Origin of the sequence: Yersinia rohdei ATCC 43380, assembly GCF_000173775.1 — a bacterium.
Classification (GTDB): Bacteria; Pseudomonadota; Gammaproteobacteria; order Enterobacterales; family Enterobacteriaceae; genus Yersinia; species Yersinia rohdei.
Genome location: NZ_ACCD01000027.1, coordinates 39,404 through 57,956, shown reverse-complemented (window position 1 = coordinate 57,956; position 18,553 = coordinate 39,404). Strand labels below are relative to the sequence as shown.

The following is an 18,553-nucleotide window of genomic DNA, read 5'->3' as shown; positions in this document are numbered from 1 at the left end:
AGACGTGTCAGGTCGATGACCTCACTTCTTTCTAAGTCAAAACTGTCTTTAAGAACGGTTAACGCTTCGGTGCCATACAGAACGGAGAGTAACATAATCAGTTTTTTGATCCTTTCAGCAGGGCCCTGATTTTTTAAGCGGTGACAGGGCTTCAGCTAGGGCAACTTTTCGATTACTCTTTTTGAGTAATATTCCCCCCCCTTGTTCTCTGGATCGCCAGAGGTGCCTGCTTGCCAGCGTTGAATTGCACAGCAAAAAGGAGCTGTTCTCAGCGTTTCTCGACAGAATGACACTCATCACGCAGCCTGATATCTATTCATCCATGCAGAAGAAGGGTAATCGCTGGAGCAGATTATCGAAGAGGAAAAGCTCGACCTGATAAGCCCCGTAAACTGGTAAGAGAAGTGTATCAGAGCGGCAACATTCCAGAAGTAGGTACCGCTGTATCAAAACTTCTTCTCCTTGCATTTCGCTTTACAAAAGGCGGTAATCGTCAGGAAAAACAGCGCACAGTGATTGATAAGCTAAAAAATCACCTAGAGCGTTTTCTGGGTATAATGAGTCCGTAAAGATAATTAATGTATTGAGTATGAGCTCAGACCTGACCTTCGCTGCTTACGCTTACAGCAATCTATGATTAATATCATGATCGTAGATATAAAAAAAATCTACCTGCATAAACAGGTAGACTGGAAATATTTCTGGTAACTATAGAGATTTGATAATTTCTTATTTCATCTGGTTATTAATCTTTGCATAATCAAATGGGCTAATGGATTTTTCTCTATTAGCATCCAGAAAATCAGCCCACCACTGTAGCATCAGACTGCGCTCGTCCAGATGCTCAGCCTTATGAATATAAGCCGCACGGACACCATTCCTTTCCTGATGGCTCATCTGACGTTCTACAGCGTCTTTTGACCATAACCCCGATTCGATAAGGGAACTGCAGGCCATCGCTCTGAAGCCGTGGCCACAAACATCTACCTTCGTATCATATTCCATCAACCGCAGAGCATTATTGACGGTATTTTCGCTCATCGGCTTCCAGGGGTTATGGTCACCCGTAAAGACCAATATATGCTCGCCACTGATAGTGCGGATTTGCTGTAAAATTTCCAGAGCTTGTCTGGACAGAGGAACAAGGTGCGGTGTACGCATTTTAGAGCCTCGGTGTGAATGTTTAACCCCTGGGAGGGGTTCACGTTCAGGAGGGATCGTCCACATTGATTTTTCAAAATCGATTTCAGGCCATCGGGCAAAACGTAGTTCACTGGAGCGAATAAAGATTAGCACGTTTTTGTTCGCAGGGGTCAATGTTACCTGTAATCAGCTTTCTGGCTTCATCACGCTTTTCACGGGCTTCAGATAATGAAACTTCGGGGTAAACGCCCAGAGCGAGAGTTTTCTCTTTCCCCAGAAATCGATAGCGGAGTCGCCAATAACGAGAACCATTGGGATGGACAAGTAAACACATGTTGCCACTGTCCGCGAGTTTATAAGGTTTTTCATCCGGTTTTGCCGGCCGGATCTTTGCGTCAGTGAGTGCCATAGACAGGTCTCCTGATAGTGAAAAGGGGTATAAATATTATCGAACCAGACTATACCCTCATTTGTACCCTCTCAAGGGGGTTGATGTGGGTAGAATGTGGTGGAGTCCGGTTGAATTGAGATAGCAAGAGATGTTGATTTTAGGCAGGAAATACAACGAAAAACGGACCTCCGTGGAGGTCCGTTGATATGAATTTTGGTGCCCGGACTCGGAATCGAACCAAGGACACGGGGATTTTCAATCCCCTGCTCTACCGACTGAGCTATCCGGGCAACGGGGCGCATTAAACCGTATTGGCACCAAATCGTCAATGAGTTTCTCATATATTGGCGTTCGGTTGCTCTCTTTTTAGGCGAAAATTGCTAAAAAACTGTTGGCGTGATTATTTTTATCGCGTAATTGGATTTTTTATCTGTTTGATCTATATGTTTTTTATTTCTCAGTTCGTTAGATAACAATAGCTTAGATATTCACTAAATATGCATTTTTATTGGCTTTCAAGGGTTGAATCGACCCCAAAAACATGCAACTATTGCGAAAATTTAGCGTTACTATTCATTCCACTAGTCTCGAATATTTCGAGAATCTAAGCAGGAGGCGGTTATGGCAGTTTTATACATTCCAATGCATAGTAAACGCCCCACGTGCTATTTCCCCTATTTTTCTGCTGTTAAGTCTCTTATTGCTTCCATGCGGTAAGGCTACCTATTGCTCACTGTTAGACATTATTAAAAGTAGAGATAGTTCTCTGATTTTACTGATGTTTATTGGTCGACGCAGCGATCTGCTCACTGATAATTCCCAGCTTTAATTTCAGCTTGGAAAGTGTGCGTTAAAGATATCAATTTACCGGCATCACATAGGTTTCCCAATACTGTGTGATGTCATCTCTATGCCAAAGTGGCAGCCTCATACCTGACCGTTTGAGAATAAGTGACATGACACAGTTAAAAATAGCAACAAGTGCTCGTTTGGCTTCTTATGTAGAGAGCCAGCGGGGAGTGGTATACCTCAATCAGACCGATTTTACTGATGTTGCCGCAGTGGTGATGTCGGTTGAAGATGCGAATGCCGGTATATTGTCAAAGCTTTATGATTTGGGCTTTGCCATTCCAATTTTTGTTGCCGTCACGGCAGAACAGACGGTTTCTGAAAGTTATTTGCCTCTTATTAAAGGGATTATTACTCTCGGAGAGGCAAATAAAGCATTTTACAATGCACAGGTAGAAGCGGCCGCCAGTGAATATCAAAAAAATCTGCTACCGCCTTTTTTCTCAACATTAAAGAAATATGTCGAGATGCAAAACTCCACCTTTGCATGCCCAGGGCATCAAGGCGGCGAGTTCTTTCGCAAACATCCTGCTGGCCGTCAGTTTTTCGAATTCTATGGTGAAACGATATTTCGCTCAGATATGTGTAATGCCGATGTCAAATTGGGTGATTTGCTTATTCATGAAGGTGCGGCAAAAGATGCACAAAAATATGCCGCTAAAGTTTTCAATGCAGATAAGACCTATTTTGTCCTGAATGGGACTTCGGCGGCTAATAAGGTGGTCACTAATGCCTTATTAACCCGTGGTGATTTGGTGTTGTTTGATCGCAATAACCATAAATCTAATCATCATGGTGCGTTGATCCAAGCCGGGGCAACTCCAGTCTATTTGGAAACTGCCCGCAATCCGTTTGGCTTTATTGGCGGTATTGATGCCCATTGTTTCGATGAGCGCTATTTACGCCAGCAGTTACGCGAAGTGGCACCTGAAAGAGCGGATGATGCACGGCCATTCAGACTCGCAATCATTCAGTTAGGTACCTATGACGGCACTGTGTATAACGCCCGTCAGGTGGTGGACAGTATTGGTCATTTATGCGATTACATTTTGTTTGATTCCGCGTGGGTAGGTTACGAGCAATTTATCCCGATGATGAAGGATTTCTCTCCGTTGTTGTTGGAATTAAATGAAAATGACCCTGGGATTATTGTGACTCAGTCAGTGCATAAGCAGCAGGCTGGTTTTTCACAAACCTCGCAAGTGCATAAGAAAGATAACCATATCAAAGGACAAAAGCGGCACTGTAATCATAAACGTTTTAATAATGCATTTATGTTGCATGCCTCGACCAGCCCGTTTTATCCATTATTTGCGGCATTAGACATTAATGCCAAAATTCATTCTGGTGACAGTGGCCGGCGCATGTGGATGGATTGCGTAAAACTGGGTATCGAGACTCGTAAAGCATTATTAGAACGCTGTTCAATGCTGCGGCCATTTATTCCACCGACTGTTGGTGGTAGGAATTGGCAAGACTACGATACTGATATTATTGCAGATGATGCGCGCTTCTTTAATTTTGTACCTAATGAACGTTGGCATGGATTTGAAGGTTATAACCAAGACCAATATTTGGTTGACCCTTGTAAGTTATTGCTGACGACGCCGGGAATTGAAGCCAGCAGTGGGCAATATACGCAGTTTGGCGTGCCGGCGGCGATATTGGCGACTTTCCTGCGTGAGAATGGCATTGTGCCGGAAAAATGCGATCTGAACTCAATTCTATTCCTACTGACTCCGGCAGAAAACCCTGCAAAAATGGCGCATCTGGTTGATATGTTAGTGCAATTTGAGCGCTATATTGAGCAAGATGCACTGTTATGTGATGTTTTACCGACTATCTACCGGAAGAATGAAGAGCGCTATCGCGGCTATACTTTGCGCCAGTTATGCCAAGAAATGCATGATTTGTATGTCAGTTATGATGTTAAACAACTGCAAAAGGATATGTTCCGCAAGGCCAGTTTCCCGCCGGTTGCCATGAACCCACAGGATGCGAATATCCAGTTTGTCCGCGATAATATTGAATTAATTCCTATTGCTGAGGCAGAAGGGCGCATTGCAGCTGAAGGGGCTTTGCCTTATCCACCGGGAGTGCTGTGTGTTGTTCCTGGTGAAATATGGGGTGGGGCGGTGCAGCGTTATTTCCTGGCGCTGGAAGAAGGTATCAATTTATTGCCGGGTTTCTCTCCAGAATTGCAGGGCGTTTATATCGAAAAAGGTGATGTCGAGTGGCGGCGTATTTTTGGTTATGTCATTACCAATTGATATAATTGAAGAAATTCATACTTATAATAGCCTATCAATATAGGGCTAAGTTGAGTCGACCCACGAGATACAAACAATAAGATAATCTTGGCAATAAAAATGGCACAGGGAACTGTGCCATTTGATGTTTATTCATTAAGTATCAATAAAGTTAGTGTCGGCGATAACTCTTCTGCGCGCTGTTCACTTTTACCAAATAACGACGAGACTCACCGGATGGATGTTTAGTGGTGAGCGTTTGGAATACATCTCCTGGGGCCATATTATTGATAATATTCACCGCTTGATTCTTATCGCTGGAGAATACCCGCAATACACTGCCCGCTCCGCCATTATATGAGGTAATAACAGCATAGCGCCGTGAGGTGGAATTTTGAATACCGCCTAAATAGGTGTTTTGCAGGATAGCCAAATAGGCGGTGCCGGCATCTATATTATTTTCAGGATCAAATAGATAGCTACGGCTTGGTTGGCCGCTTTTTCCTTTCATCTTGAAGACATCTCGCCCGGCAGTATGCTGAACAACTTGCATCAGACCCAGTGCATCAGAACCACTAACGGCATAGGGGTTGAAGCTTGATTCTGTTTGCATAATTGCCAAAATTAATGATTCTTCTACGCCATATTTTTCGGCAGATTGCCGCACCAGTGGCAGATATTTATGGGCGCGCTTATCCAAATGGTTCGGAACTAATTGCAAGGTTACCGACCAGATAACATGTAAACCAGAGGTGCGTTTTTGCATTTTGGTTTGCAATAAATAATCGGCAAAATGTGCCGCTCGCCATTCCCAGCGAATAGGCTGGCCGTTATTATCCAGTACTTGGCCGTAGAGGAAAGGTTCTTTACTGATCTGAATATCGTTGGCATCAGAATAAAGATCGATCGAGCCAGGATCGTCGCCCATTAATAATGTGGTGATGATCGCCTGACGTAAATGAGCCGCCGGATCGGTGGTGGCAATGGTTTCAACTGTAATGGTGCCGGCATCAAAGTTGATATGGCTGCGGGTTTGATATTGATCCGTATACTTAACGTAATCTTTAGGGCCCGCAATTAAGACTTCTTTTAATCCCCAAATATTTTCAATGTTGTGGGCAAATTGGCCCATTAAAATCTCAAAACCATTAGTGTCTTTGACGAAGGCTTCGTTTTCTGCCTGATTTTTATTGCCTGAGCAAGACACTAACAATGGTGCAATTACTAGCAAAGCTAAAAATTTCTTCATCTTACAAGCCATATCTTGATGAGGAAGATCCCCGCAATACAGCAAGTTACCGGCGCGTTGGCGGCCTTGTTGTAACTCAAATTATTGCCGGAATAATAGCGGGGCCAATAGGGCCCCAAGTCGTTACTTGCTCGGCGGAGTGTAACCTTCAATATGAACATCCTGCCCTTCGAACAAGAAATTAACCATTTCTTGCTCCAGCAATTTCCGGTCTTCTACATTCATCATGCTGAGTTTTTTCTCATTAATCAGCATGGTTTGTTTAGTTATCCATTGTGACCAAGCTTCTTTTGATATTTCGTTATAGATGCGTTTACCGATTTCACCTGGATACAGCTGAAAATCTTGCCCTTCAGCATCCTTTTTTAAAAATGTGCAAAAAATTGTTCTGCTCATGCTAAATCCTCTCCAAATAATGCTGTTTGGGTAGACGGCTGGGTTGCCCGTTGTTGTTTTTGTTTACTATTAATGCTGTACCCGTGGTTATTGCTTTGCTAATTGATGCAATAATCGCTCAACTGGGGCGGCCAATCCTACCGATGGTGGCTGCGCTAAGTTATACCAGAGACCCGCGCCATCATCCATGCATCCAAGGTTTGATGCATTATTCAGCCACATTGGGACAATATCCAAATGGAAGTGGCTGAAGGTGTGGCGAAACGCCGTTAACTGCTGTAAATGGCTTGAGGCGATCCCCCGCTGCTGTAACCAGTTGTTCAGCTCTTCTGGTTCTGCAAATTGTGGGAAACAAAATAGCCCGCCCCATAATCCTACTGGTGGGCGCTGTTCGAGCCACACTTGAGAGTCGTTTTGCATTAACAGAAAATAGGCTGTTTTCTCCGGTAATGTCTTTTTGGGTTTTTTACCCGGATAACGCGCCCAGCTGTGGTTAGCATAAGCAAGACAGCCAATATTCAGTGGGCAAAGTTCACATTTGGGTTTAGAGCGGGTACATACAATAGCGCCTAAATCCATCATCGCCTGATTGAATTGGCCGACTCCTTTCGCCGGGGTGACATCTTCACTGATTTGCCACAAGCGACTCTCAACCTCTTTTTTACCGGGCCATCCTTCAACAGCATAGCAACGAGCCAGTACTCGTTTAACATTACCGTCTAAAATTGGGAAATGTTGCCCTAAAGACAGCGATAAAATAGCGCCAGCGGTGGAGCGCCCAATCCCCGGAAGTGCCAATATCTCGTCAAAAGTGGTAGGAAATTCTCCCTGATGCAATTCAACCACCATTTGGGCGGCTTTATGCAAATTTCTGGCACGAGCGTAGTAACCCAACCCGGTCCATAAATGCAACACTTCGTCTAATGGGGCTGCTGCCAAAGCACGAATATCAGGGAAACGTAGCATAAAGCGCTGGAAATAAGGAATGACAGTCGCCACCTGCGTCTGTTGCAACATCACTTCTGACAGCCAGACTTGATAAGGCGTTTTATCCAGTTGCCACGGCAGTGTTTTGCGACCAAAACGGTGGTACCACTCAAGTACCACGTGCGCGAATTGTTGCGCTTGCATCATAAGCAGGTATCGATATCCAGCAGATAAATAAATTAGGGCTGGATTGCAGCATAGAGTTTACTTACTGTAAACCGGAACTTTCCGCCTTTCCCCTTTGTCCTTAGAACCTCAGCGGTGTTAGCGGCACTTACTCGCCCGAATCACTTACCTTAGTAAGCTCAACGGGACTCATTCGTTTGCTGCCTTGCTGTGATTCGAATGACTTCGGGGAATCTCTTTGATGGGAACCACCGCGGTGTTAGCGGCTTTGATACCTGAATTGCTGTCTTATGGCGATATATACGTTATTTACAGCTTAATTTTGTACTTATGACGTCCATAGTTGATAAACTGGCGTATCTTTGCATAATGCGCGTTCGTATACGCAACCAACAGACAGAAAGCACCATGATAAATGACGTCATATCTCCGGAATTTGATGAAAACGGCCGTGCCATGCGCCGTATTCGTAGTTTTGTCCGCCGTCAGGGGCGCCTGACCAAGGGCCAACAACTGGCGCTCGATAACTACTGGCCGGTGATGGGCGTAGAATATCAGGCCGCCCCTATTGATTTGGCCAGCTTATTTGGCCGTGAAGCCCCGGTAGTATTAGAAATTGGGTTTGGTATGGGGACATCGTTGGTCACTATGGCGGCCAGTAATCCACAACAGAATTTCTTGGGAATAGAAGTTCATTCCCCTGGGGTCGGTGCTTGCCTGGGTTCGGCCCACGACGCGGGGCTGAGTAACCTGCGGGTTATGTGCCATGATGCGGTTGAAGTGCTGGAAAATATGATACCGGATGCTTCGCTGGATATGGTTCAGCTGTTTTTCCCTGACCCGTGGCATAAAGCACGCCATAATAAACGTCGTATTGTTCAGGCACCTTTTGTCGAGTTAGTAAAAAGTAAATTAAAAGTGGGTGGCGTGTTCCATATGGCGACCGACTGGCAGCACTATGCGGAACATATGCTGGAGGTCATGTCTGGTGCGAGCGGGTATCGCAACCTTTCAGAACAGCATGATTATGTTCCTCGTCCGGACTCGCGTCCGCTGACAAAATTTGAATTACGTGGCCAGCGTCTGGGACATGGCGTTTGGGATCTGATGTTTGAGAGGAAAGAATAATGGCTAAGAACCGTAGTCGTCGTTTACGCAAAAAAATGCATATCGATGAGTTTCAAGAATTAGGTTTTTCTGTACAGTGGACCTTCCCTGAAGGCTCCAGTGTTGAAGCTATTGATGAAACTGTCGATGCTTTTATCGATGAAGTCATTGAAGCAAACGGCTTGGCATTTGATGGCAGTGGCTACATGCAGTGGGAAGGCCTGATTTGCTTGCAAGAAATCGGTCATTGCACCGATGAGCACCGTGCGCTAGTCACTAAATGGCTGGAAGCTCGTAAAATGAAAAATGTAGAAACCACTGAGCTGTTTGATATTTGGTGGGATTGATCTTCCGTTTCAACGGCAGATAATCGATAAGGGCGCCTAAGCAGGCGCCTTTGTTTTTATTAAGTGCAGTTAGCGAAAGCCGTTACCTGAGATTACTGGGGGCATTGTTGTGGTAGCAAGTTTAGGGATGACAACAAGTTTAGATAATGCCTTGCTGGCGGATATTTTACAGCAGGTTCGCCCGCTGATTGGCCAAGGAAAAGTGGCTGATTATATTCCCGCTTTGGCGGAAGTCTCGGCTGACAAATTGGGTATTGCAGTTTGCACGCTGGATGGCTCGATATTTCAGGCCGGAGATGCCAATGAGCGTTTCTCAATCCAATCTATTTCGAAAGTGTTAAGTCTGACTTTGGCATTATCCCGTTATGGGGAACAGGAAGTATGGCAGCGAGTCGGCAAAGAACCCTCTGGCCAGCCGTTTAACTCACTGGTTCAGTTGGAGCTGGAAAAGGGTAAACCGCGCAATCCGTTTATTAATCCTGGGGCGCTGGTGGTGTGTGATATGTTGCAAAGCCGGTTGAGTGCGCCAAAGCAGCGCATGCTGGAAGTGGTACGCCAGCTGGTGAATGACGATAGCATCAGCTACGATCCTCGTGTCGCCCGCTCGGAGTTTGAGCATTCAGATCGTAATGCCGCCATCGCCTATTTGATGAAGTCTTTTGGCAATTTTCACAATGACGTGCTGACGGTGCTTCAGACCTATTTTCACTATTGTGCCATGCGTATGAGTTGCATTGAGCTGGCCCGCTGCTTTGTCTATCTGGCGAATCAGGGGCGCAGTATTGGTGGGCATGAGTCGCTGATTACGCCCATGCAGGCGCGACAAATCAATGCGTTGATGATTACTAGCGGTATGTACGATGGAGCCGGTGAATTTGCCTTCCGGGTAGGTATGCCGGGAAAATCTGGGGTTGGTGGTGGGATTATTGCCATTGTACCTGATGAACTGTGTATTGCTGTTTGGTCACCAGAATTAGACCATGCAGGGAACTCTCTGGCGGGAACCGCTGCCTTAGAGCTATTGGCTCAGCGGATTGGCCGCTCCATTTTTTAGGACTGCCCCCCTTCATCGGCTGGGGGTTAGTACGTTATAAATAGTGATAGAGCCATAGAAATATTGAATGGCACAGCTTATTAGGAGTTTTATGTTATCTAAAATGAAAGCATTACGGACTGTGGGTTTGGCTGTATTTATGCTGACTGCCTGGCAGGCACAAGCTGACTATCAGTGCAGCGTAAAGCCGCAAGATGATGTGATTATTAGCCCGCAATCGGTGCAAGTAGTCGGCGCCAGTGGCAATTTACAGATTTCACCCGACGGTGATGTCACCCGTAATGGCAAAACCTTAACACTGACTGACGCGCAGCGCCAACAGGCTTTCCGCTATCAAACAGCATTGCGCAAAGATTTGCCTTGGATAGAAAGTGGTGCGCAGCAACATCTTGAAAAAGCGCGTGTTTCTCTGGATAAGGTCATTGTTCAGCAACTGGGAAGCAGCAGCAATGTACGCAACCGGCTGACCACACTGAATGAACAGCTGAAGCAACAAATGAACCGCATTATTGAAAAACGCAGTGACGGCTTAACCTTCCACCATCAAGCTATTGATCAGGTTGAACAAGATGGCCGTCAGTTGGTACAGCAAAGCATGGGCGGAGTGCTGCAAGACAGTTTGAATGAGATGGGCGTTAAGCAGGCGACCAGTGGCAGTGGCGGAAATAACCCATTGCAGGCCATTATGGGTAACTTGGGCGGCTTACAGCAGGCCATCAAAAACGAATGGAATAATCAGGAGCAGGAATTCCAGCAATTTGGTCACGAGGTCTGTGGGCGCGTGACAGCACTAGAACAGCAGCGCAAGGATTTACTGAAAGCACTTAACTAACCGCTATTAATTAACAGATGTAGCCGGTTCAGATGGGCGATACTTTCTGAACCGGCTTTTTTATCAGATTTACAAAAACAGTTCTAACAGCGAGTTAAGGAATAACTTACCTTTCTCGGTAATCTGCCAGTATTCCTCTGTTTCGATTAAATATTCTTTGGCTAGTGCTTCATCCAACTGTGGGCGAATGGTGCTTTCAGCTAACCCGGTAAAATGAGTGAAATCTGCTCGTGGTGCAGCTTCCAGCAGGCGGAAACGGTTCATAAAGAACTCAAATGGCCGATCGACGGCTGCCACTTCATATTGTTTATCCAGGTATTTACCCTGCATAAATCCACGGGGATGTTTCGTTTTTATGGTGCGTAAAATCCGGCCATCACTAAAAGTGATTTTACCGTGCGCGCCACAGCCAATGCCCAGATAATCACCAAAGCGCCAGTAGTTCAGATTATGCTGACATTGATAGCCCGGTTTGGCATAAGCTGAGGTTTCATATTGTTGATATCCGGCAGCACTGAGTAACTGATGGCCTTGCTGGAAAATATCCCACAGCGCATCGTCGTCCGGCAGTGTAGGAGGGCGCGAACTGAAACCGGTGTTTGGCTCGATGGTCAGTTGATACCAAGACAGATGGGGCGGATTCAGTGCAATAGCCTGGCGTAAATCATCCAGAGCTTCTTCCAGCGATTGATCCGGCAAGCCGTGCATCAAATCAAGATTAAAACTGCGCAGCTTCAGTGACGTTGCCAGTTCTGCGGCGCGCTTCGCCTCTTGTGGCCCGTGTATCCGGCCCAGACGCGTTAATTTCTCGGCGCTAAAGCTTTGCACACCAATAGAGATGCGATTGATACCGGCGCGTTGGTAGCCGCTAAAACGATCAGCTTCAACAGCTCCGGGATTGGCTTCCATGGTGATTTCAGCACCAGCCGCCAGTGGCAATCTGGCACGAACACCGTCCAGCAACTGTTGCATGGCTTCGGCACTAAGCAAACTTGGCGTGCCTCCGCCAATAAAAATGGTGCTTACTTCACGATTGCCGACTAAGGGCACGTCGGCGTCAAGATCCGCCAGCAAATGCTCTACATATTCCTGATGGGGGACATCGCCTTTCAGTGCATGGGAATTAAAGTCACAGTAAGGGCATTTTTGCACACACCAGGGAATGTGAATGTAGAGGCTGAGCGGGGGTAATTTAAGCATTGCGCAGTGCATCCAACATCAATTTCAGGGCTTGTCCACGATGGGAAACCGCGTGTTTTTCTTCGCGAGTTAATTCCGCTGCAGTTTTACCCAATTCGGGGACATAGAAAATAGGGTCATAACCAAATCCGGCCGAGCCAGAAGGTTGGCGAGCAATTACGCCGGGCCATTGGCCATGAAACACTAACGGCGTTGGGTCTTGAGCATGGCGCATATAGACCAGCACACAATGGAATTGGGCGCTGCGCTGTTCATCAGGAATATCTTTTAATGCCAGCAGCAGTTTTTCAAGATTCTGTTGGTCACTGGCATCAATGCCAGCATAGCGGGCCGAGTAAATTCCTGGCGCGCCGGCCAGAGCATCAACAGCCAAACCTGAATCATCAGCGATAGCCGGTAAACCGGTAATCTGTGCTGCATGGCGTGCTTTTAATATCGCATTTTCGATAAAGGTCAAGCCCGTCTCTTCGGCAGACTCAACACCTAATTCGGTTTGCGCGACAACATCCAAACCAAAATCGGCCAATAAGTTTGCCAGCTCACGCACTTTGCCGGGGTTACCGGTGGCTAATACTATTTTTTGCATGGAGAATCCTGAATTCATTTGGGCTGACAATCAATCGCCCAACGCTAGCGGGAAGTTTCAGTTATTCGAGCAGAGCCGCAACTTCTGGTGGAATTTGTTGCGGGTTAACGATTTTTAGCTGTTTATGCCGCCCCAATTCGCCCTTTTCGATAATCACTTGGCTTTTCGCTACCTTGAACTGTTTAGCGATAAATTTGACCAAATGGGCATTAGCCTGACCATCAACGGGAGGGGCGGTAATGGCGACTTTTAGTTCATCGCCATGTAAACCGACTATCTGATCACGGCTGGCTTTCGGCTGAATATATAGCCTGAGTGCCAGCCCGTCCAGCAAGGGTGTTACTGCATTCACAGCACGAACCAAAGCTCACCCAGCAAATCCATACCTAAATAATTGATCAGATACAGGATAAGGATAACAACCATTGCCGAGAAATCGATCCCGCCCATCGCGGGCAAAATACGGCGGATGGGGGCCATCAAAGGTTCAGTTAACTGAAGCAGCAGGTAGTCCATTGGGCTACGACCCTGACTGACCCAGCTCATCAAGGCACGAATAATCATCACCCAGAAAATCAGATAGCCGGCAGCTTTCACTAACGAAATAATACCGAACAGCAAATTATACAGGCTAAGTGACATTGAGCCGCTTTGAATCAGTACCAGCAGCGGATATTTAATGGTCATTAGCAGGAATGCCAGTAGCAACGATGCGCTGTCAATTGGCCCCAAGGAAGGGATAATCCGGCGCAAAGGGCCAACAATCGGTTGTGTGATTTTCACCACAAACTGTGAGAATGGGTTGTAGAAATCGCTGTGAACCCACTGCATCCAGATGCGCAACAGCAGTACCATCACATATAGGTCAATGACCGTTTTGGCCAAAAAAGTCAGCGTTAGCATGAGTTGCCTTAGTCCTTAATATTTGGATATACCCTGGTCATTGGCAGTCAATGATTTTAGGTATTGGTACAAACGAAAAATGTATTCGCCTATTTTTAGACCCCTATCTTAACGATAAAATGACAAGGGCAGTGTCGGATTTTGTAAATTAATCTTCGGTTAGAACTGCTTTTCCATTTCTTTTGCTCGCACAATAGCAGCTTGCATGGCGCTGGCAACGGTTTCCGGTAAATGCTGTTCATAAAATACTCTTATTGCCTCGGCGGTTGTCCCTCCTTTAGAGGTGACTTGCTCACGTAATGTTGAAAGCGGCAATTGCGGATTCGCTTCCACCAGTGCTGTGGCCCCGCTGGCGGCTTGCTGCACCAAAAGACGGGCAGTTTCACTGTCAAAACCCAAACGCTCAGCTTCTTGCTGCATGGCTTCCATAAACAGGAAAAAATAGGCCGGTGCACTGCCCGCTGCGGCAATAATGCTATTAATGCCATTTTCATCATTCACCCAACAAACTTTACCCACAGAACTCATCAGTGAGGCAGTGAAATCTCGATCCACTGGCGAGACCTGTTCCGGGGCATAAAGGCCGCTCATTCCTTTACCCACCAGCGATGGGGTATTAGGCATAATGCGCACCAAATTGAGTTTATCCCCCAATAGCGCATAAAAACGAGCAACCTGGACACCCGCAGCAATAGACAGCACCAGTTTACCGGTAAAATTGACATTTTCTTGTAATGGCTGGCAGACCGCAGCCATCAGTTGGGGCTTGACCGCTAAAACCACCACCTCAGCTTTTTGTGCTGACGCGATATTATCATCACTGCTGATAACACCAAACTCAGCTGCCAGCGCATCACGGTTTTTAGCGGAAGGCGCGCAAACGCTGATCATGCTGGCCGGGTAACCACCGGCAACCAAACCGGCGATAATTGCGCGTGCCATATTGCCCGCGCCAATGAATGTGATATTGCGATGTTCCATTAAATATTCGCTCTTCAGTCAGTTACTTCAGGGAGTTTATGGGACTTAAAGCCACCACGGCGTTCGCTGCTCAAATTAAGCGCGGGAACCAAAAATGGCGGTACCAATACGCACTAGTGTACTGCCGGCAGCAATGGCGGCTGCCATATCATCGGTCATACCCATAGAAAGTGTGTCCATCTGAGGGTAGCTGGTTTTTAACGTCAAAAACGCCTGATTCATTTGCTCAAATACTGCCAGTTGCCGCTGATAATCAGTTTCTGGCGCGGGGATCGCCATGAGCCCGCGTAAATGCAGGTTAGGTAATTCGCTAATACTGGCCGCTAACGCGGGCAACTCTGCTAAAGCAATCCCGGATTTGCTTTGCTCATCACTGATATTGACTTGAATCAGCACGTTCAGTGCGGGCATTCCGCTTGGGCGCTGAGCACTTAGGCGCTGTGCAATTTTGAGCCTATCGACGGTATGGCACCAGGCAAAGTTTTCTGCCACTAATTTACTTTTATTGGATTGCAGTGGGCCGATAAAGTGCCATTCAAGATTGCTCGTCGGGGCGTTATCAGTGAAATAGCGAATCTTATCTACCCCCTCCTGCACATAATTCTCACCAAAGGCATATTGCCCGGCGGCGATAGCTTCTTCGATAGCTGTCACAGGTTTGGTTTTACTGACTGCAAGCAATGTCACTTCCTCTGGAGAGCGCGCGCAATTACGTGCAGCAGTTGCGATTTGTGCTCTGACATCCTGTAGATTTTTCTCAATTGTGCTCATATGGCCCCAGGAGTTTGATATGGATTTCACCTGTCTGGATGATAAAAAAACCGACCCAGCTAACCCAACATTTAGCGCTATTCGCATCAAATGCATTGATTTAGAAAACCCTGAAGATGTTAACGATAACTTCACCGAACAGGATTTCGAACATAAAGTGGCGGTTAGTGTAAAGCATAATGCCTCGGATCTGCACCTTTGTACTGGTTATCACCCGGTGTTACGCATTGACGGTGAACTGAAAACCTTGACTCATTGGCCACGAGTCGATGCCAACTGGCTTTATGGCTTAAGCCAACATGTGTTGACTGAGGAACAACAAAGCCAATTACAGCACCTGGGGCAGGTTGATTGTGCTTGCACCACGACTGCTGGGCAACGGCTACGGGCTAATGTTTTTCAGCAACGGCAAGGGCTATCGATAGCTTTTCGAGTCATTACCGCCACTTGTCCTTCACTAGAAGAATTGGACACTCCATTAGTGATTAATCAACTGATTAATCAGAGTGATGGCTTGATTCTGGTTTCTGGGGCGACCGGCAGCGGCAAGTCCACAACATTAGGCTCAATGATAAATGCCATGAATCAGACACAAGCACGCCATATCATCACGTTGGAAGATCCGATCGAATTTATCCATTGCAGTAAGTCATGTTTGATCCAGCAGCGGGAATTGGGCAGTCATACCCATTCTTTTAGCAGTGCTTTGAGTGGGGCGCTACGCCAAGATCCAGATATCATTTTGCTCGGTGAATTACGGGATAAAGACACGATTCGTTTGGCACTGACGGCGGCGGAAACGGGGCATTTGGTCTTGGCAACATTGCATACTCGCACCGCGACTCAAGCAATAGATAGGCTGGTGGATGTTTTTCCCGCCACGGAGAAAATGGTTATTCAGGCGCAACTGGCTGCCAGTTTACGCGCGGTAATCGCACAGAAATTGTGTCATAAAGTTGGTGGTGGGCGGCTGGCTGTATTTGAAATACTGACTCAAACGACAGCGGTCAGCCATTTGATTCGTGAAGGTAAAACCTACCAATTACCTACTCTGATACAGGCTGGCGGGCAATGGGGAATGCAGTCATTTGAGCAGAGTATGGCGCAGCGGGAAAAACAGGGAATATTAGCGAGAGACAACCCAATATCAGGTGAGTGAGCCGGGTAAAATATCAGTTAATAGCCGGTTTAACATGGTGTTAGTGACCTCACGGCAGTGAGGCCACTGGATGTGTCGAGCAACGAGCCACTAACACCGCAGTGGCTTCAACGACAAAAAACAATTATGGGGTTGGGATTTGCTGGGTAATACAATGAATATTACCGCCTCCGAGCAGGATCTCACGGGCAGGCACCCCGACAATGGCATAGTCTGGGAACATCTGCTGCAATAGATCCTGTGCCAGCCCATCAGTACGGCTATCCAGCAATGGATAGATAATCTGCTGGTTGCTTATCAGGAAGTTTACATAGGAGCCTGCCAACCGCTCACCGGCAGTGCGTGGTACCGCGTCACTGGACAGCACATCGAAAGTTTCTGCTTCGGTGTTATACAAAGGGCCAGGTGCCGGTAGCTTCCAGATTTTCAGTTTACGGCCTTTGGCATCGACGGCGTTGGATAACACCTCAAAAGCGGCAACAGAGCGGGCGTATTGCGGATCCTGCTGATCGTCAGTCCAGTGCAGAGCTACTTCACCTGGGCGAACAAAGCAGCACATATTATCAATGTGACCATCGGTCTCATCATTATAAACGCCATCTTGTAACCAGATGAAATGGGTGACACCAAGATATTCACGCAGCAACTGTTCAATTTGTGCTTGATTCAAATGCGGATTGCGGTTTGGATTCAGTAAACATTCGGCAGTGGTCAGCAAAGTGCCTTCACCGTCAGTATGAATAGAGCCACCTTCCAGTACCAATGGGGCGCTGTAATGGGCATTATTCAGGAAGTCACTGACTTGAACTGCAATTTTTTCATCTTGCTGCCAGTCGCTATACAGGCCGCCATTAAGACCGCCCCAAGCGTTAAATTGCCAATCAACCGCCCGGCGTTCACCCGTGCCGTTGATGACCATCGTTGGGCCGGTATCGCGCATCCAGGCATCATCACTGGCCATTTCAACCAGTGTGACATTTGCCGGCAAGGTGGCTTTGGCTTGCGCCATAAATTCTGCAGGCACCCCCACAAATACAGGTGTGGTGCGGCTAATGGCTTTTGCAACTTTGGCAAATGTTTGTTGAGCAGGAATACCTTTGCCGCGCCAGTTATCCTGACGAAACGGCCACAGCATCCAGACAGCATCCTGTTTTGCCCATTCGGCGGGCATAAAGAAACCATCCTGCCGTGGAGTACTTGGCAGGGCTTGTGATGCACAGCCTGGTGCAATATGGCCTTGTAAAATGTGGTCTGGTACAGACATAAATTATCTCCGGGTCTTGCCGTCAGAGGTGGTCAAGACTTGATACATTTCCGGGCGGCGATCGCGGAATAAACCCCATGAAGCGCGCTGGGCTGCAATTTCTTGCAAATCAAACTCATGTACCAATACAGCTTCATCAGTTTTGTTGGCTTGAGCCAGTAGAGCACCGGTTTGATCAGCAATAAATGAAGAGCCGTAGAATGTCATTTCCAGCCCATCGATATATTTGCTTTTCTCTGTTCCAATACGGTTTGAGGCAATAACTGGCACCAGGTTCGCAGCGGCGTGGCCTTGCTGGACACGAGTCCAGTGCGGTTGGCTGTCAATTTCTGGGTAAGCGGGTTCAGAACCGATAGCCGTTGGGTAGAAGATTATTTCTGCACCCAGTAGCGCCAGACTCCGCGCGGTTTCCGGGAACCATTGGTCCCAACAGATACCCACACCGACTTTGGCGTAGCGAGTTTGCCAGACTTTAAAACCCGTATCGCCGGGGATAAAGAATTGCTTTTCCTGATAAGCCGGGCCATTAGGAATATGAGTTTTACGGTAGACATCCATAACTGTGCCGTCAGCATCAATCATGACTAGCGAGTTATAATAAGCATTATTGGCTTTCTCGAAGAAACTCAATGGCAATACGACTTCCAGCTCTGCCGCCAGCTTGGAAAAGTGTTGGATCAACGGGCTATTATCCAGCTCTTGGGCCAGCGCATAGTGTTCCGGGCTTTGATCAATACAGAAATAAGGTGCGGCAAATAGCTCCTGAATCAGGATGATTTGTGCGCCTTTGGCATGTGCAAGACGTACCAGCTTCTCTGCATTTTCAATGTTCTTAGGCAAGTCCCAAGAACAGGCCATTTGAGTCGCAGCAACAGTTACTTTTGTCATGAGAAAACCTCAATAAATGTAAAAAACACCCGTAAGGGGTGTGCAATATTTTGAGCCGCTGATTGGCATGA

General features: G+C 46.9%; 17 protein-coding genes, 1 tRNA gene and 1 pseudogene. 6 read left to right on the top strand and 13 right to left on the bottom strand.

Going from position 1 to position 18,553, the window contains the following annotated elements:
- Nucleotides 1-729 precede the first annotated feature (729 nt).
- Both YROHD0001_RS19365 and YROHD0001_RS03550 read right to left on the bottom strand, forming a co-directional pair.
- Nucleotides 730-1,552 (bottom strand): annotated as a pseudogene (locus YROHD0001_RS19365) (tyrosine-type recombinase/integrase).
- 196 nt (nucleotides 1,553-1,748) lie between these two features.
- A tRNA-Phe gene (locus tag YROHD0001_RS03550) sits at nucleotides 1,749-1,824 on the bottom strand.
- 666 nt (nucleotides 1,825-2,490) lie between these two features.
- On the opposite strand from YROHD0001_RS03550, the gene speF reads away from it, so the two are divergent.
- Nucleotides 2,491-4,653, top strand: coding sequence for an ornithine decarboxylase SpeF (gene speF, locus YROHD0001_RS03555; RefSeq protein WP_004716005.1), 2,163 nt, complete (start codon nucleotides 2,491-2,493; stop codon nucleotides 4,651-4,653).
- 151 nt (nucleotides 4,654-4,804) lie between these two features.
- Here the strand turns inward: speF and mltC are convergent, their stop codons facing one another.
- From mltC to mutY, 3 genes are all read right to left on the bottom strand, one after another.
- Entirely contained in the window at nucleotides 4,805-5,881 is a 1,077-nt protein-coding gene (mltC, locus tag YROHD0001_RS03560) for a membrane-bound lytic murein transglycosylase MltC (protein ID WP_004716004.1), read from the bottom strand.
- Between the two features lie 123 nt (nucleotides 5,882-6,004).
- Nucleotides 6,005-6,277 (bottom strand): oxidative damage protection protein, encoded by a 273-nt coding sequence (locus YROHD0001_RS03565; RefSeq protein ID WP_004716003.1) that lies wholly within the window; start codon nucleotides 6,275-6,277, stop codon nucleotides 6,005-6,007.
- Between the two features lie 87 nt (nucleotides 6,278-6,364).
- Nucleotides 6,365-7,411 (bottom strand): A/G-specific adenine glycosylase, encoded by a 1,047-nt coding sequence (mutY, locus tag YROHD0001_RS03570; protein ID WP_004716002.1) that lies wholly within the window; start codon nucleotides 7,409-7,411, stop codon nucleotides 6,365-6,367.
- Between the two features lie 387 nt (nucleotides 7,412-7,798).
- On the opposite strand from mutY, the gene trmB reads away from it, so the two are divergent.
- The 4 genes from trmB to YROHD0001_RS03585 all read left to right on the top strand — a co-directional run bounded on the left by trmB (nucleotide 7,799) and on the right by YROHD0001_RS03585 (nucleotide 10,730).
- On the top strand, nucleotides 7,799-8,518 hold the full coding sequence (trmB, locus tag YROHD0001_RS03575; protein WP_032817699.1) for a tRNA (guanosine(46)-N7)-methyltransferase TrmB: 720 nt from the start codon (nucleotides 7,799-7,801) through the stop codon (nucleotides 8,516-8,518).
- The gene (locus tag YROHD0001_RS0118460; protein WP_032817696.1) at nucleotides 8,518-8,844 is read left to right on the top strand and encodes a YggL family protein; all 327 of its coding nucleotides are present in this window, start codon (nucleotides 8,518-8,520) and stop codon (nucleotides 8,842-8,844) included. The genes trmB and YROHD0001_RS0118460 overlap by 1 nt, the downstream gene beginning before the upstream one ends.
- Before the next feature lie 127 nt (nucleotides 8,845-8,971).
- Nucleotides 8,972-9,898, top strand: coding sequence for a glutaminase B (gene glsB, locus YROHD0001_RS03580; RefSeq protein WP_004716000.1), 927 nt, complete (start codon nucleotides 8,972-8,974; stop codon nucleotides 9,896-9,898).
- Between the two features lie 91 nt (nucleotides 9,899-9,989).
- The gene (locus YROHD0001_RS03585) at nucleotides 9,990-10,730 is read left to right on the top strand and encodes a YggN family protein (RefSeq protein WP_032817693.1); all 741 of its coding nucleotides are present in this window, start codon (nucleotides 9,990-9,992) and stop codon (nucleotides 10,728-10,730) included.
- A 69-nt stretch (nucleotides 10,731-10,799) separates the two neighbouring features.
- On the opposite strand, the gene hemW is transcribed toward YROHD0001_RS03585, so the two are convergent.
- The 6 genes from hemW to YROHD0001_RS03615 all read right to left on the bottom strand — a co-directional run bounded on the left by hemW (nucleotide 10,800) and on the right by YROHD0001_RS03615 (nucleotide 15,171).
- Nucleotides 10,800-11,930: a radical SAM family heme chaperone HemW gene (gene hemW / locus YROHD0001_RS03590; protein WP_032817689.1), complete on the bottom strand. Its 1,131-nt coding sequence runs from the start codon at nucleotides 11,928-11,930 to the stop codon at nucleotides 10,800-10,802.
- Nucleotides 11,923-12,516, bottom strand: a complete 594-nt coding sequence (locus YROHD0001_RS03595) for an XTP/dITP diphosphatase (RefSeq protein WP_032817686.1) — start codon at nucleotides 12,514-12,516, stop codon at nucleotides 11,923-11,925. The genes hemW and YROHD0001_RS03595 overlap by 8 nt, the downstream gene beginning before the upstream one ends.
- 61 nt (nucleotides 12,517-12,577) lie before the next feature.
- Nucleotides 12,578-12,868: a DUF167 family protein YggU gene (gene yggU / locus YROHD0001_RS03600; RefSeq protein WP_032817683.1), complete on the bottom strand. Its 291-nt coding sequence runs from the start codon at nucleotides 12,866-12,868 to the stop codon at nucleotides 12,578-12,580.
- Nucleotides 12,865-13,419, bottom strand: coding sequence for a YggT family protein (locus YROHD0001_RS03605; RefSeq protein ID WP_004715995.1), 555 nt, complete (start codon nucleotides 13,417-13,419; stop codon nucleotides 12,865-12,867). The genes yggU and YROHD0001_RS03605 overlap by 4 nt, the downstream gene beginning before the upstream one ends.
- Before the next feature lie 159 nt (nucleotides 13,420-13,578).
- Nucleotides 13,579-14,400 carry a pyrroline-5-carboxylate reductase gene (proC, locus tag YROHD0001_RS03610; RefSeq protein ID WP_004715994.1) on the bottom strand — a complete coding sequence of 274 codons (822 nt, stop codon included), beginning with the start codon at nucleotides 14,398-14,400 and terminating at the stop codon, nucleotides 13,579-13,581.
- Between the two features lie 75 nt (nucleotides 14,401-14,475).
- Nucleotides 14,476-15,171 (bottom strand): YggS family pyridoxal phosphate-dependent enzyme, encoded by a 696-nt coding sequence (locus YROHD0001_RS03615; RefSeq protein ID WP_004715993.1) that lies wholly within the window; start codon nucleotides 15,169-15,171, stop codon nucleotides 14,476-14,478.
- Between the two features lie 19 nt (nucleotides 15,172-15,190).
- Here YROHD0001_RS03615 and YROHD0001_RS03620 point away from each other — a divergent pair, with 19 nt between their 5' ends.
- Entirely contained in the window at nucleotides 15,191-16,330 is a 1,140-nt protein-coding gene (locus YROHD0001_RS03620; protein ID WP_004715992.1) for a type IV pilus twitching motility protein PilT, read from the top strand.
- A gap of 124 nt (nucleotides 16,331-16,454) precedes the next feature.
- Here YROHD0001_RS03620 and aguA read toward each other — a convergent pair whose 3' ends face one another.
- Nucleotides 16,455-17,594 carry an agmatine deiminase gene (gene aguA / locus YROHD0001_RS03625; protein WP_004715991.1) on the bottom strand — a complete coding sequence of 380 codons (1,140 nt, stop codon included), beginning with the start codon at nucleotides 17,592-17,594 and terminating at the stop codon, nucleotides 16,455-16,457.
- Between the two features lie 3 nt (nucleotides 17,595-17,597).
- Nucleotides 17,598-18,482 carry an N-carbamoylputrescine amidase gene (aguB, locus tag YROHD0001_RS03630; protein ID WP_004715990.1) on the bottom strand — a complete coding sequence of 295 codons (885 nt, stop codon included), beginning with the start codon at nucleotides 18,480-18,482 and terminating at the stop codon, nucleotides 17,598-17,600.
- Nucleotides 18,483-18,553: the final 71 nt, after the last annotated feature.